Annotated in this window: 17 protein-coding genes and 1 pseudogene; 13 read left to right on the forward strand and 5 right to left on the reverse strand. The window is 34.0% G+C overall.

Annotation, left to right across the window (positions count from 1 at the left end):
• Positions 1-111: 111 nt before the first annotated feature.
• From J3U27_RS10870 to J3U27_RS10900, 7 genes and pseudogenes are all read left to right on the forward strand, one after another.
• A complete protein-coding gene (locus J3U27_RS10870; protein ID WP_267331078.1) occupies positions 112-678 on the forward strand; it encodes a pseudouridine synthase in 567 nt (188 codons plus the stop codon).
• Positions 679-831: 153 nt separating this feature from the next.
• Positions 832-1,755: pseudogene (gene ftsY, locus J3U27_RS10875) on the forward strand (signal recognition particle-docking protein FtsY); the annotation flags it as partial.
• Between the two features lie 9 nt (positions 1,756-1,764).
• A complete protein-coding gene (gene ftsE, locus J3U27_RS10880) occupies positions 1,765-2,424 on the forward strand; it encodes a cell division ATP-binding protein FtsE (RefSeq protein WP_267331079.1) in 660 nt (219 codons plus the stop codon).
• On the forward strand, positions 2,424-3,392 hold the full coding sequence (gene ftsX / locus J3U27_RS10885) for a permease-like cell division protein FtsX (protein ID WP_267337744.1): 969 nt from the start codon (positions 2,424-2,426) through the stop codon (positions 3,390-3,392). Before ftsE ends, ftsX begins: the two co-directional genes overlap by 1 nt.
• A 163-nt stretch (positions 3,393-3,555) precedes the next feature.
• Positions 3,556-4,416: an RNA polymerase sigma factor RpoH gene (rpoH, locus tag J3U27_RS10890; RefSeq protein ID WP_065733540.1), complete on the forward strand. Its 861-nt coding sequence runs from the start codon at positions 3,556-3,558 to the stop codon at positions 4,414-4,416.
• Positions 4,417-4,584: 168 nt separating this feature from the next.
• Positions 4,585-5,166, forward strand: coding sequence for a DUF2975 domain-containing protein (locus J3U27_RS10895; protein WP_267377449.1), 582 nt, complete (start codon positions 4,585-4,587; stop codon positions 5,164-5,166).
• A 75-nt stretch (positions 5,167-5,241) separates the two neighbouring features.
• On the forward strand, positions 5,242-5,451 hold the full coding sequence (locus J3U27_RS10900) for a helix-turn-helix domain-containing protein (RefSeq protein ID WP_065733542.1): 210 nt from the start codon (positions 5,242-5,244) through the stop codon (positions 5,449-5,451).
• A 4-nt stretch (positions 5,452-5,455) separates the two neighbouring features.
• On the opposite strand, the gene J3U27_RS10905 is transcribed toward J3U27_RS10900, so the two are convergent.
• On the reverse strand, positions 5,456-6,145 hold the full coding sequence (locus J3U27_RS10905) for an aspartate/glutamate racemase family protein (protein WP_267377450.1): 690 nt from the start codon (positions 6,143-6,145) through the stop codon (positions 5,456-5,458).
• A gap of 204 nt (positions 6,146-6,349) precedes the next feature.
• Here J3U27_RS10905 and J3U27_RS10910 point away from each other — a divergent pair, with 204 nt between their 5' ends.
• From J3U27_RS10910 to cobB, 3 genes are read left to right on the forward strand one after another with little or no spacing between them, the layout of a single operon-like run.
• A complete protein-coding gene (locus tag J3U27_RS10910) occupies positions 6,350-7,189 on the forward strand; it encodes a VanW family protein (RefSeq protein WP_267377451.1) in 840 nt (279 codons plus the stop codon).
• Positions 7,182-7,988: a hypothetical protein gene (locus J3U27_RS10915; protein WP_267362557.1), complete on the forward strand. Its 807-nt coding sequence runs from the start codon at positions 7,182-7,184 to the stop codon at positions 7,986-7,988. Before J3U27_RS10910 ends, J3U27_RS10915 begins: the two co-directional genes overlap by 8 nt.
• 46 nt (positions 7,989-8,034) lie before the next feature.
• Positions 8,035-8,727, forward strand: coding sequence for a Sir2 family NAD+-dependent deacetylase (gene cobB / locus J3U27_RS10920; RefSeq protein ID WP_267377452.1), 693 nt, complete (start codon positions 8,035-8,037; stop codon positions 8,725-8,727).
• Here the strand turns inward: cobB and mtgA are convergent.
• On the reverse strand, positions 8,724-9,416 hold the full coding sequence (gene mtgA, locus J3U27_RS10925) for a monofunctional biosynthetic peptidoglycan transglycosylase (RefSeq protein WP_065563836.1): 693 nt from the start codon (positions 9,414-9,416) through the stop codon (positions 8,724-8,726). The genes cobB and mtgA overlap by 4 nt on opposite strands.
• Before the next feature lie 45 nt (positions 9,417-9,461).
• Positions 9,462-9,956, reverse strand: a complete 495-nt coding sequence (mobB, locus tag J3U27_RS10930) for a molybdopterin-guanine dinucleotide biosynthesis protein B (RefSeq protein WP_267354181.1) — start codon at positions 9,954-9,956, stop codon at positions 9,462-9,464.
• A gap of 62 nt (positions 9,957-10,018) precedes the next feature.
• On the opposite strand from mobB, the gene J3U27_RS10935 reads away from it, so the two are divergent.
• Complete coding sequence (locus tag J3U27_RS10935) at positions 10,019-11,050, forward strand: threonine aldolase family protein (protein ID WP_065563834.1); 1,032 nt, start codon at positions 10,019-10,021, stop codon at positions 11,048-11,050.
• A gap of 117 nt (positions 11,051-11,167) precedes the next feature.
• On the opposite strand, the gene mobA is transcribed toward J3U27_RS10935, so the two are convergent.
• On the reverse strand, positions 11,168-11,761 hold the full coding sequence (mobA, locus tag J3U27_RS10940) for a molybdenum cofactor guanylyltransferase MobA (protein WP_267339237.1): 594 nt from the start codon (positions 11,759-11,761) through the stop codon (positions 11,168-11,170).
• 229 nt (positions 11,762-11,990) lie between these two features.
• On the opposite strand from mobA, the gene J3U27_RS10945 reads away from it, so the two are divergent.
• Complete coding sequence (locus J3U27_RS10945) at positions 11,991-12,260, forward strand: YihD family protein (RefSeq protein WP_065563832.1); 270 nt, start codon at positions 11,991-11,993, stop codon at positions 12,258-12,260.
• Between the two features lie 14 nt (positions 12,261-12,274).
• Complete coding sequence (locus J3U27_RS10950; RefSeq protein ID WP_065563831.1) at positions 12,275-13,018, forward strand: DsbA family protein; 744 nt, start codon at positions 12,275-12,277, stop codon at positions 13,016-13,018.
• A 76-nt stretch (positions 13,019-13,094) separates the two neighbouring features.
• On the opposite strand, the gene J3U27_RS10955 is transcribed toward J3U27_RS10950, so the two are convergent.
• The gene (locus J3U27_RS10955; RefSeq protein WP_065563830.1) at positions 13,095-15,062 is read right to left on the reverse strand and encodes a MacB family efflux pump subunit; all 1,968 of its coding nucleotides are present in this window, start codon (positions 15,060-15,062) and stop codon (positions 13,095-13,097) included.
• Between the last annotated feature and the right edge of the window lies 1 nt (position 15,063).

The raw sequence follows: 15,063 nt of genomic DNA on the forward strand, positions 1-15,063 counted from the left end.
ATTACCCATGTGAGAGTAGGGTGCCGCCAGACTTTTAAATTAGAGCGAAAGCCCAGCAGCAATGCTGGGCTTTTTTGCATTCTAAGGTTATTTAATTCTTCTGAGGATAGAATGAGTTCATTAATCGCTTTTAATAAACCATTTAATGTCGTGACACAGTTTTCTGCTCATGAAAAATATCAGACATTAAAAGATTATATATCCATGCCTAGATTTTATCCTGCTGGTCGTTTAGATACTGACAGTGAAGGATTATTATTACTGACCAATGATGGTAAATTGCAGTCTAAAATTAGTTCTCCAAAATTTAAATTACCTAAAACCTATTGGGTACAAGTTGAAGGGTTAATTGATAAGCAAGCGATTGATAAATTAATCAGCGGTGTACAATTGAAGGAATTTCATACCGCACCTGCAATCGTGGATTTTTTGGAAGAGCCTATTAATTTGTGGCAACGAGTCCCACCTATTCGAGAACGCAAAACAATTCCCACTTCATGGATAAGTGTTACTATAACAGAAGGAAAAAATCGACAAGTTAGAAGAATGTGTGCCGCCGTTGGATTTCCTTGCTTACGTTTAATTCGAGTTCAGATTGGCAAGTATAATTTATTTACTCACAACCTACCCCAAGGCGAATGGCGATCTATTACTCTCAACGATCTTTATATTAAATAATTAAATTTAATTCACGAACCTTAAAAGATTCAAGGATCAAATAGATCAATAATATGACTCTCTTTGATCGAATACGTTGGGCTTTATAATAAAATAAGATAAAATGATCATTGATATTGATCATGGGATAAGTTATTTATGATTGAACAAAAAAAAGAAGGTTTTTTTTCTCGTTTAAAAAAAGGTCTTTTTAAAACTAAACAAAATATAGGATCTGGCTTTCTTAGCTTATTTAAAGGAAAAAAGATCGATGATCAACTGTTTGAAGAATTAGAAGAGCAATTGATCATTGCTGATGTCGGTTTCGATACCACACAAAAATTAATAAGCACATTAACACAACAAGCTTCAAGAAAAGAATTAAAAGATGCTGATGCATTACATGATCTATTAAAAAATGAAATGAAATCTATTTTAGATGGTGCTCAACAACCTCTAAACATAGAAAGTCATAAACCTTTTGTTATATTGATGGTTGGTGTAAACGGTGTTGGAAAAACGACGACAATTGGCAAATTAGCTCGTCAATTTCAGCAACAAGGTAAATCAGTTATGCTTGCAGCTGGCGATACTTTTCGCGCTGCTGCTGTTGAACAATTACAGGTTTGGGGTGAACGTAATAATATCCCAGTAATCGCACAACACATTAATGCTGATTCTGCATCGGTAATTTTTGATGCCATTCAAGCTGCAAAAGCGAAAAATATTGATGTATTAATTGCTGATACTGCAGGACGTTTGCAAAATAAATCACATCTGATGGATGAATTAAAAAAGATTGTACGAGTAATTAAAAAACAAGATGAAACTGCTCCTCACGAAATCATGTTAACAATAGATGCTGGAACAGGCCAAAATGCTATTAGCCAAACTAAATTATTTAATGAAGCTGTTGGTGTAACAGGGATGACATTGACTAAATTAGATGGTACTGCGAAAGGTGGTATTATATTCAGCATTGCTGATCAGTTTAATATTCCAATCCGTTATATCGGTGTCGGTGAAAAAATAGAAGACCTAAGACCATTTGTGGCTGATGATTTTATTAACGCACTGTTTGATGAAGCAGAAGAATAGAGATAAATCATGATTCGATTTGAACGTGTTAGTAAAGTTTATTCTGGTGGAAAGCCAGCTTTGCAAAATATAACATTTACTTTATCGCAAGGGGAAATGGCTTTCTTAACAGGCCATTCAGGTGCAGGTAAAAGCACATTAATGCGTTTGATTTGTGGTTTAGAAAAAGCGAATGATGGTAAAGTATTACTTAATGGTGTTGATGTTTCTCGTTTAAAAAAACATCAAGTGCCGTTTTTGCGTCGTACAATAGGTATGATATTTCAAGATCACCAATTATTATTAGATCATACTGTTTATGAGAATGTGGCTTTTCCATTAATCATTTTAGGAAAGCCAGCCGAAGAAATTAAAAAACGAGTTTCAGCAGCATTAGATAAAGTTGGATTGATTGATAAAATGAAATTTTATCCAATACAGTTATCTGGCGGGGAGCAGCAGCGCGTAGGAATAGCTCGAGCTATTGTTAATCGCCCAACCGTATTACTTGCTGATGAACCTACTGGTAATTTAGATGATAAACTTTCAAAAGATATATTGAAATTATTTGAAGAGTTTAACCAGACAGGTGTAACTGTACTGATGGCAACGCATAACATGGGGCTTATTCGTCGAAAACACCATCGAATACTCAATTTAAATCAAGGACGTTTAGAGGTTAAAAGTTGATGATAAAGGCCAAGATTAAACCATCTAAACAAAAAAAGAATAATAGCTTTTTAGGGCGTTGGAAAAGGCAGATTGGCTATGCATGGCATAATGTATTTAACTATTTTTATCAAAATATATTTGCCTCTTTGCTGACTATTTTTGTTATTGCTATTTCAATTACTTTACCGACAATAGGCTATTTACTATTAAAAAATGCAAATCAAGCAGCAGAGCAATGGTATCCAACTCCTAACGTAACAGTTTATATAAACAAAACACTTACGCCAGAGCAAACTAATAATTTAATTGACCAATTTAAAACGATTCCTGAAGTTCAAAATGTGACTTATCTTTCTCGAGATGAAACACGCGATGAATTCAAAACTTGGTCAGGATTTGATGATGCACTTGATTTACTTGCTGACAATCCATTGCCTGCAGTTGCTATCATTTTTCCAGTTGAAGAAGCTAAGCAAACTAATAAATTACACGATCTACAAGCACGATTACGAAAAATAGATGGTGTCGATGATGTACAGCTTGATGACAGTTGGTTTACGCGATTAACGGCATTAACCAATATGGTCAAATCAATAGTATGGACGATTTCAATCTTTATGATCATTGCTGTGTCACTGGTTATTGGGAATAGCATTCGGTTAAATATATTTGCTCGCAGGCAAACGATTATGGTTATGCAATTGATTGGGGCAACGGAAGGCTTTATTTTACGACCATTTTTATATAATGGTATTTTTACTGGATTAATTAGTGCTATTTTGGCTTTGGTTCTATCGAAAGTATTTATCCTTCAAATAGATTCAACCATGTTGCATGTATCGGATGTTTTTGGAACAATAGTTAATATAAATGGTCTTTCATGGGATGAAAGCTTATTAATTATTTTATTCTCGATGATTATAGGTTGGTTTTCAGCATTTATTGCTACTAAAAAGTATTTGAATAAAATGGTTATAGCTTCATAATGGTGGATTAAATATTTGCCATTTTTACCAGATCCTACATAATAAAAATTATGATAAAAATGTGAACTAAATCACATTTTAGTGGTCTAAATTAAAAGAAAGAATTTAAATTGTTACACAAGTAAGATGTAACAAAATTAGTCTAATTTAAGGGGGGAATTAAATGAGTACTGATTTAAAAATGCAAGCAGGTGCTTTAATCCCACAAGGAAATATTGAATCATATCTTCGTATGATAAATACTTATCCGATGCTAACAGCTGAGGAAGAAAAGTCTCTAGGTGAAAGACTTTATTATCATGATGATGTTGATGCAGCAAGACAATTAATTTTGTCTCATTTACGCTTTGTTGCGCATATTGCGCGTGGATATTCTGGTTACGGTCTACCACAAGCTGATTTGATTCAAGAAGGTAACATTGGTTTAATGAAAGCGGTACGTCGTTTTAATCCAGGAATGGGAGTACGTTTAGTCTCTTTTGCGGTACACTGGATAAAAGCTGAAATTCACGAATACGTACTAAAAAACTGGCGTATTGTGAAAGTCGCAACCACTAAAGCGCAAAGAAAATTATTTTTTAATTTGAGAAAAAATAAACAACGTTTAGGTTGGTTTAATAGTGCTGAAGTTGATATGGTTGCTGATGAGCTTGGCGTAAGTCGTAAAGATGTACTAGAGATGGAATCACGAATGTCAGCGCAAGATATGTCATTTGATATTGATAGTGATGACGATGATAATTCAATTGTTGCTCCTGCGCTTTATTTAGAAGATGTTAATTCTGATTTTTCTAAATCAATTGAAAATGACAATTGGGAAAATGATGCAACTGATAAATTACATGATGCATTATCTCAATTAGACGAGCGTAGCCAAGATATTATTAAAGCGCGTTGGTTAGATGCTGATGATAGCAAATCAACATTGCAGGTTTTGGCTGATAAATATAGTGTTTCGGCTGAGCGTATACGCCAACTCGAAAAAAATGCAATGAAAAAACTACGTGTTGCTATTGAAGCATAAATAATTAGTTAATTTTTTGAAGCCTTGCCGTTAAACAGCAAGGCTTTTTTATAATCACAAATAAGTGAATAACGATAAATTATTATCGTTTTATTTTAATAAATTGTTGTTTTTTTATTTCCCTCAGCTTATACTCTATTTGGTAAATTTAACCAAAAGGAAATAAAAATGAACACAGATATAGCTAGAAATCAGACTCGCTTAAATCAATATTGTAAATTGATGTCAGTATTAATTTTGATCCCTATCTTATGTATGCTGATTGGAACGATATCGCCTTTGTTATATTACTTTTTTGATAAGAACAATATTGGGTTTGGATCGGATGGATATTCTTTTTTCATTTCCACGACAATGGATGATAGTATCGACATTTCCACAGGCCTAAACTTTTGGCAAGCTGCCTTAGCAACACTTATTGATACCGGCAGAATTGTTATTTTAATTTATGCTTTTAATCAACTACGATTAATGCTGGTTAATTTTGCGCAAGCGGACTATTTTTCCGTTAAATCAACAAAATACTGTTATAACTTTGGTAAATTTTTGGTAATTTGGGCGATAATAGGCATACTTTCAGAACCGGTAATAACGGCAATATTAAGTTATAATCAACCTGAGCGTTATTTTACGGTATCGTTTACTAGCGAAGATTTTATGACACTGCTTTTAGCAATCAGTATTATGCTAATTGGTCAGATCTTAAAAAAAGCCAGTCAGATCGCTGAAGAAAATAGACAGTTTATCTAAATATGGCATATAAATAATAACGTTGAGTACGATACAATGATGTTAACCTAGAAACCGATTTAATAGGATCTTAATGTGGCAATTATTATAAATTTAGATGTAATGCTGGCTAAACGCAAAGTTAAATCCAAAGACTTAGCAGCCGCAATCGGTATTACTGAACAAAATTTATCATTACTAAAGCAAGGTAAAGTAAAAGGATTCAGACTGGCAACCCTCGAGGCAATCTGTAAACACTTAGATTGCCAACCGGGCGATATACTGGAATATACTGATAAAGAGTAAATGATTAACTTATTGCAAGTAAGGCCGCTTGCTCGGCATGCAATAAAGCGGTATCAAAAAATGGCGTCAGGCAATCTGTCTGTTGGATTAACAAGCCAATTTCAGTGCAGCCCAGTATAACGCCTTGTGCACCTTGGTTAACAAGTTTTTCAATAATATCAAGATAAGCTTGCTTAGCGCTTGGCTTAATTATGCCATGGCAGAGTTCATCATAAATAACCCGATTGATGATTATTCTATCTTGCTCATCAGGAATCAGTACTTTCAAACCTTTATTAGTCAGTTTTGATTTATAAAAGTCTTGTTCCATCGTATATTTTGTTCCTAGCAAAGCAACCGTTTGAATATTGCCTTTGATTAAGTGCTGTGCCGTAACATCAGCAATATGGAGAATGGGAATATCAATGGCTGCTTGAACCTGATCAGCGACTTTATGCATCGTATTGGTACAAATCACGATAAAATCTGCCCCAGCTAATGCTAGTCTTTTCGCTGCATCAATTAAAATGAGCGCACTTTTATCCCACTCACCATGGGACTGACAATGTTCAATTTCTTGAAAGTCGACACTATATAAAAGTGTCTTGGCGGAATGTAATCCTCCTAATGATTTTCCTACCATTTGATTGATCACTTGATAATAAGTCACTGTGCTTTCCCAGCTCATCCCGCCGATTAAACCTATTGTTTTCATTTTATCCATTTCCTAAAAGTATTAAGCGAACTGTATGATTAAAATTATGTCGAAAAGATTAAATTTGTTTAATGTTAAGGTATTTTGGTAAATAAACCAAAGCGTCTTGTAACAATCTTTTAAACTTAAAAAACTTATATAACATAGTATATAAATCTTTTGATGCTATAATCGATATTAGTAGAATATAAGGAAAAAGCAATAATGCTAAAGCCGTTATCCAGTTATCATCCCTTACTTTATTGGTTAAGGGTAAATCAGCGTCGCTTGTTTCGTCATTTGTTTTGGTATTATTCTTCACGTCAATATAGCTTAGAACGAAGTCATGATTTACGTTTACCATATCGTTATAAAAAACATACATCCAAATTAATACGTCGATTGGGTAACAGCGATATTCAGCTTCAATACAATAAAGTCACAAACCTAAAAATTGCCGTTGATTCATTAAATGGAATCTTAATTAAACCTGGTGAATATTTCTCGTTTTGCCGATTAGTCGGAAAACCAACTAAAAAGCGAGGATTTGTGAATGGAATGGAACTTTCATTTGGCGTAGCTCGTTCAGGTATTGGCGGTGGTATATGTCAGATCAGTAATTTAATTCATTGGTTAGCTCTCCATTCAGAACTCCAAATAGTCGAACGAGCAAATCATAGCTTTGATCCTTTTCCTGATGATGGTCGAGTGTTACCTTTTGGTTCGGGTGCCGCTATTTTTTATAATTATATTGATCTTATTATTCATAATCCTACCGATAAAATGTTTCAAATTATGCTTCATGTTGGCGATCACCAACTAGAGGGTGAGCTATTATGTGATGCAGAAAGACTATACAGCTATCATGTTTATGAAAAGCAGCATGCCTTTATTAAAAGGCAAGGTGTTATCTATAGAAAAAATGAAATCTGGAGAGACACCATCACCAAAAACAATGTCGGTGGTGCCCCGGCATGTATTCGTTCTGAAATGATGTATAAAAATAATGTAATTGTAAAATACGAAGTGAATGGAGATTTGATAATAAATGGAGAAAATGAGTAAATACCTATTATTAATACCAATAATGTGTTTAGTTTTATCTTTTTCATGTTTTGCTGATTCAAAAGTGATTCATGTTGTTGTCGCTTTATGTGATAACAAATATCAGCGAATAGCTCCGGTTCCTAAAGCAATTGGTAATGGTCAAGATCCAAAAAATAATCTTTATTGGGGGGCGGCCTATGGTTTTAAAACCTATTTTGATAAACAAAAAGAGTGGCAACAGATAAAAATAAATAAACCAGAGAATAGTAAAATTTTGGAAGAAATAATTTATAAACATAAAACAAAAGATGTTTATATTATAGCACAGGCTTATGATGGTAAATATATTGATGATGCTGTTAATGATTTTATAACCTATTCAGCTGGGAAGAAAGAAGCGTCTTATTCAATCGATAATACTCAAATTATCGCAGGGGGAAAAGCCAATTTAGTTATTTATATTGGTCATGACTCCTTAATGGAGTGGTCATGGCGAAATTATTTACCCGATAATTTACGCTGGGACACTTTGCCCAAAAATGTACAAGAAAAACAAAAATCACGCTATGCAGCAGTATTTGCTTGTAAAAGTCAGAAATATTTTACACCACCACTATCTCGTTTAGGTATTAACCCGTTGATCTTAACCTTGCACCGTATGGCGCCAGAAGCTTATAGTATTCATGCTATGATCAATAGTTGGTTGGATGGTAAATCAAAAGATGAAATAAAATTTGAAGTAGCAACAGCTTATAGTCAATATCAAAAGTTAAGCAAACCAGCCTTACATATATTTACGACAGAATATAGTCAATAATCTGTTTCATTGATAATAAGGCTTATTAATAAGAAGGAAGATAGATATGCTGCAAAAACCTAAATTTGTTATCTTAACGGGTGCGGGTATTTCTGCGGAATCTGGACTATCGACATTCCGTGCACAAAATGGATTGTGGGAAGGATATGATGTTAATGATGTTGCAACCTATGAAGGTTATAGTCGCGATCCCATTGCGGTCCATTCTTTCTATAATATGCTACGAAAAAAATTACAAAGCCCTGAGGTAAAACCAAACTTAGCGCATTTTGCTTTAGCTGAGCTTGAACATAAGCTCGGCAGTGAAAATGTATTAATTGTGACACAAAATGTTGATAATCTTCATGAGCGGGCGGGTTCTAAAAATATTATTCACATGCATGGCGAATTATTGAAAGTTCGTAATGAACAAACTGGGCAAATCATTGATTGTCATCAAGATGTGGATTATGTAAAAAATAAGCTTATTCGCCCACACATAGTATGGTTTGGTGAAATCCCATTAGAGATGAATAAAATTTACCATGCGCTTTCACAAGCTGACTATTTTATTTCGATTGGTACATCGGGCAATGTTTACCCGGCAGCGGGTTTTGTAGAGGTTGCTAATCAATCGGGGGCAAAAACTGTTGAGCTCAATTTAGAGCCGAGTTTGGGGGAAAGTTTATTTCAAACCAAAATTTACGGCCCTGCAAGTAAAATTGTGCCTGAATTTGTAAAAACATTAAGCGTTAATTAATTAAGTTTCTTCAAATATTTTTTCGTATCTAAATTTTCCATTTGGCCTAGGATCCATTTTGCTTTTTTTTGTGTAAGGATATTAGGATTAACTGGACTCCATTTTCTAGGATTAGGTAAAATTGCAGCCAGTAAACTAGCTTGCTCTTTGGTTAATTGCTTTGCGCTGACACCAAAGTAGTGGCGTGAGGCGGCCTCAATACCAAAAATCCCTTCACCCCATTCAACGCTATTTAAATAAATCTCAAGTGTCCGTTGCTTTGACCAAATAAGCTCAATCCAAACTGTGAACCATGATTCAACACCTTTGCGGATCCAATTTCGCGATGACCATAAAAAAATATTTTTCGCAACTTGCTGAGTGATGGTACTGGCGCCACGGATTTTTCTATTATTTTTATTATAATTTAACGCACGGTTTATAGCCTTAAAATCAAATCCCCAATGATTGGCAAATTGCTGATCTTCAGCAGCTATAACGGCAATCTTAATATTATCTGAAATTTGATCCCAATCTTTCCAAATTCGTTGTTGATTAATATTCCAGTTAGCGATCTTTCTTTCGACCATCAACATGGAACCCCAAGGATTAACCCAACGCATAAGCAGAATAAGAAAAACAGAGAAAAGCATTAATCCAATTAGGACTTTCTTGGCAATGCTTATAGTTTTTCTTAGTCGAAATTTCATAATGATAATATTAGTTAAAAAAACAGTTAAGTAAAATACGATATATTAACGGCAAAATAAATAATTATTTATAAAATTCACAATTTGCTCTGGTTGATTAATATCTAATACAGGTAAAGATGTTATTAACGGCTCATCGCTAGCAACAGCAATGGTAAAATCATCAATAAATAATGGTTTTTGACATTGTTTTAGATGACACATAATTTTAGGAATTTGTTCATCTTTAAATCCCTCAATTAATATCACATCAACATCGGTAAACCGATTAATAAGCGTTTTTAGATCTGCTGGGGTATCGGGTGTTTCTTCAATCAATGCGTAACGTTTATCGCAGGCAACAATAGTTTGTAATGCCCCCGATTTGCGTAGCTCATAACTATCTTTGCCAGGGATATCTAACTCAATATCATGATGGGCATGTTTTAATGAACCTACTTTAATATTTCGCAATACCATTAACTGAATAATCTTTTTTAGCAAAGTGGTTTTACCACATCCACTATATCCAGTAATACCAATAATTTTTTTATTATTCATAGATTCTCAACAATAACGTGCTATATTTAAACGTAAATATTATTTTATACAAGATTAATGATATGTACGATTTTTTAAATGATTATAATCAAACAGTACACCCTAAATTGTTAGAAGAATTTATCAATATCAATAATAAAAAGTTGATTGGATATGGCTTAGATGATTGTTGTAATGATGCAATCGATCAGATTAGGAAAAGATTAAAATCCCCGAATGCAGACATACATTTTATGGCTGGTGGGACAATTACCAATTTAACAACCATTTCACATATACTAAAACCATATCAGGCTGTGATTGCAGCGGAAACTGGACACATCAATGTGCATGAAACGGGTGCAATTGAAGCCACAGGACATAAGGTTGTAACGGTTAAAACTGAAGATGGAAAATTAACACCAGAATCAATACAACCTGTTTTAGATTATCATTGTGATGAGCATATGGTCCAACCAAAGCTCATATACATTTCCAACACTACCGAATTAGGTACCCTATATACCAAACAAGAGCTAAAAAAACTGTATCAATTTTGTCAAAAAAATCATTTATATCTTTATTTAGATGGTGCGCGTTTAGCTATGGCATTAGGCGCTAAAGATAATGACATTACTTTCCCTGATTTAGCCAAATATACCGATGTATTTTATATTGGTGGCACTAAAGTTGGTGGTTTTGCTGGTGAAGCGTTGGTATTTAACAATCATACTATTAATCGCGACTTCCGTTTTAATATGAAACAAAAAGGAGCAATATTAGCTAAAAGTTGGATTATAGCTGTACAATTTAAAGCGTTAATGCAAAATAACCTTTATCTTTCATTAGGCAAACATAGCAATATGATGGCTGAAAAACTTACAAACTTATTTGAAAATGAGGGATTCACCTTTGCAGCCAAACCACAAACCAACCAGCTGTTTGTCAATTTACCGAATCAATTAGCCAAAAAAATTACTTCACGTTATGCTGTGGATAATTTAGGGCAAAGTGATCCAAACCATATTTGTTTACGTTTTTGCACTTCGTGGTCAACACAAGAAGTTGAAATAGAAAACTTTGCTCAAGAATTAAAAAAATTGCTTAAAAAATGACAGTAAGTTTTTATCTATCAAACTGTTAATAATTAAAATATAAAAAAAGTTGAGGAACGGGGTTTTTAAACAAAAAAAATCAATAAGCTAACGTATAAAAAAGGCTCGATTTGTGATTTATTTATTCGCCTCAATTACCAAATTGGCACTTTCTAGCATATCAACTGTATTAATATTGATAAAACTAGTAGGCGTATCGCTAAAATCAACAGCAGTTGCATGAATCTTCTTTAAAAACAACATCAGTTTGCGATCACCGTTTTCCAAATATTTTTTTAGTTGAGTAATGACAGATTTATTGATTAATAAAATGGTTGGGTGATTATCCTTACCATCAAAAGGGAAAATAGCTTGATGAGTAGCTGAAAATTTTGTTAAACGAGCGAGCAAATCATGTGGTAAAAAAGGGGTATCACAACTAACAAATAAGTTCCAATCTGTATTGCTTCGTAATAAGCCACTATAGATTCCGGCAAGCGGCCCTAAAAATCCTGTTAAATCATCACCAAAAATAGGGTAGTTTAGCGAGCCATACTGATCATCATGCCGATTACAATTAATCATTATAAAATCGACTTGAGGTTTGATGCGATCAATTACATGTTGAAAAAGTGGTTTCCCAGCTAATAACATCAAGCCTTTATCCACACCATTCATGCGGTTACTCTGACCACCAGCTAAAATAATAGCAGTAATAGGCAGTTTTTCCATAAATTCTTTCTCTTTTACATTGCCAAAAAGCAAAATAACATTACTATATAGCAAAGTTATTTTTTAGACATAAAATATATTTGTTTATGAATCTTTTAAATGGACAATTTAAATTTAAAGCCGAGTATATACTAGAAGCTTATTAATATATAGATTGTAAAGTAAAGATTAACATAAAGGTTTATGTCATCACCTATCAACTTAGTTGAATAATTAAAAGGTAGTTATTATGAAATGTCATCGTATTGATGAGTTAATTGAGTTATTACAACCAGCTTGGGAAAATGATTCAGATCTCAATTTATTACAGCTTTTAGATAAATTGGGTAAAGAAGCTGGTTTTGATGGTAATTTAAAAGATCTTAGTGATGAAGTTTTAATTTATCATTTAAAAATGCGTAATTCAGATAAAAACGAAGCTATACCTGGATTAAAAAAAGATTATGAAGATGATTTTAAATCAGCAATATTAAAAGCTCGCGGAATTATTAAAGAATAAGGAGAATAAATTAAATGAAAAAAACGCTTATTGCTATTGGAGTATTATTAACTTCTATAACCTGTTTTGCGCAAGAAGCGCCGGCAGATAATAAAAATGATACTCAACCAGCTACAGCAAATGTTGCTGAGCAGTTAAAACCGATTGAACAAGGTGAACAATATGGTGTTTTACCATTTGAACCCTCTCCAGATAAAGAGGTTGTAGAGTTTTTCTCATTCAACTGCCCTAGCTGTTTTAAATTTGAAAGCGAATATCATGCAACAGACGCGATTGCTAAAGCTTTACCAAATGGTACTAAATTTAAACGTTATCATTTAGACAATTTTGGTCCGTTAGCTAAAGAGCTAGCTGAAGCATGGGCGGTGGCTAATGTATTAGGTATTGAAGATAAAGTGTCAGATGCACTTTATAAAGCTGTACAAACCGAGCGTAAATTAAAAACTGCTGATGATATTAAAGCTGTCTTTGCAGACTTAGGTGTTGATGCTGAACAGTTTGATAAAACCAAACAAAGTTTTTTAGTTAAAGCGTTTATGACACAACAAACTGAGGCCTATAACCAATTAAGACCTGAGTCAATTCCAACTGTTGTGGTTAATCGTAAGTTTTTTGTGAACTCACGTGGTCTTAATACTAAAAATACCACTGATTATGTCAAAGATTATGCGAGAGTTACTGCCTACTTAGTAGATTTAGATCCGCATGTTAAGGTAGAAATTGATAAAAAAACTGAAAGTGAAGAACAAAATAATTAATTTTTAAACGGTTATTAACAAATTGTCATCCCTTTGCAGTTTATCGTGCAAAGGGATTTTATTTTAACAGCGCTTTTTATTCTCTTTCTAATGCATAAATTGGATCAAGTTTTGCGGCTCGTTTTGCTGGAAAATACCCAAAAATTATGCCAATTATACTTGAACAGCTAAAGGCAGCGATAATTGAAATGATTGAAAAACGCATTGCAAATGATGTGACAAAATAATTAAAAATCCCACCGACCACAAATGATAATAAAATACCTAATGTTCCGCCGATCAAACACACTAATACCGCTTCGATTAAAAACTGTTGCAATATATCACTTGAGCGTGCTCCAACAGCCATGCGCACACCAATTTCTCGAGTTCTTTCGGTAACCGATACTAGCATGATATTCATTACCCCAATACCACCGACTAACAGTGATATAAATGCAATGGTTGAGATTAATAATGTTAACACCCAAGCCGAGGAATTAACCGTTTCACGGATACTATCTGAATTAAAGATAAAAAAGTCTTTAACACCATGCCGTTGTATCATGATTTTATTAATCGCTTGTTCAGCAACTGATAAATCAACATTATCATTAATCCGAACCGTAATACTTCTTAACGATGTTTGTCCAACCATGCGATTAATGACAGTGGTATAAGGTAACCAGATATTAAGACTCTCATTATTACCAAATCCCTGTTGTTGTTTGGTGGCAACACCAATTACTCTTACCGGTAATTGACCCACCATAAGAATTTTTCCAATTGGATTTTCATTCTTAAATAACTGTTTAACGGTATTTTCATCGATAACGGCATCTTGTGCTGATGATGCAACGCTAGCTTGGTCAAAAGCAATGCCTTGGGTGATGTTATAACCACGAACGGCAAAAAATTGCTCTCCCACACCATTTACTGTACCAGTCATCGCCAAATTTTTGACTCGAAAATAGACTGATGTTGCCAGATTTGGGGTTGTGCTATGAACAAAATTCTGTTTCGCTAAAAAGTCAGCATCGGATGAGCGTAGGGTGGTAATTTTATCTGCATTACGATCCCCAAATCCGCTACCGGGATAAATCTCTAGCGTGCTTGTTCCTAATGAGTTTATATTCGAGAGTATTTTTTGTTTTGTGCCTTCTCCTAATGCAACCATGGAAACGACAGAGGCTATGCCAATGATGATACCAAGCATGGTTAGAAAAGTGCGTAATCGTTGAGAACGCATCGACAATATCGCCATATTAAAGGCATCTCGAAAGCGATTGTATTTAGCTTGAAAGTTGTCTTGGGTTTTAGTGGTTTCGATCTGTTTAACTTGGCGATTATCTTTTTTTTCTTCTACCTGATAATTAGGATTGATTGAATCTGAGATAATATTTCCGTCACTGATTTCAATAATTCGCTCTGCACTTTGGGCAATATTGCTATCATGCGTTACAATAATCACAGTATGCCCTTGTTTATGAAGTTCTCGCAAGATAGCCATAACTTCTAATCCGCTTTTACGGTCAAGTGCGCCTGTTGGTTCATCTGCTAAAATAACCTGTCCGCCATTTATTAAGGCTCGAGCAATACTGACACGCTGTTGTTGACCTCCCGATAATTGGCTGGGTTTATTATTAATTTTATCTTCAAGCCCTAAACGCGTTAATATTTCAATAGCTCGTTTTTTTCGTTGTTCATTAGTGATTCCTGCATAAATGGCGGGAATTTCAACGTTACCTTGTGCAGTTAAGGCGCTTAATAAATGATAGCGTTGAAAGATAAATCCAAAATGTTCTCGACGTAATTCAGCTAATTCATCGGGTGATAATTTATTGGTGGTTCGACCTCCAATGGTATAGACCCCCGAGCTTGGTTTATCTAAACAACCTAAAATATTCATTAACGTCGATTTGCCTGAGCCAGATGCACCAATAATGGCAACCATTTCACCGGCATTAATCGTTAAATTGATATTTTTAAGCACTTGTATGGTTGAATCACCGGCTGGAAATTCACGAACAATATTTTCAAGTTTGATAAGTGGATTATTTGTCATA

Source organism: Gilliamella sp. B2911 (genome assembly GCF_026536965.1).
Lineage (GTDB): Bacteria > Pseudomonadota > Gammaproteobacteria > Enterobacterales > Orbaceae > Gilliamella > Gilliamella apicola_E.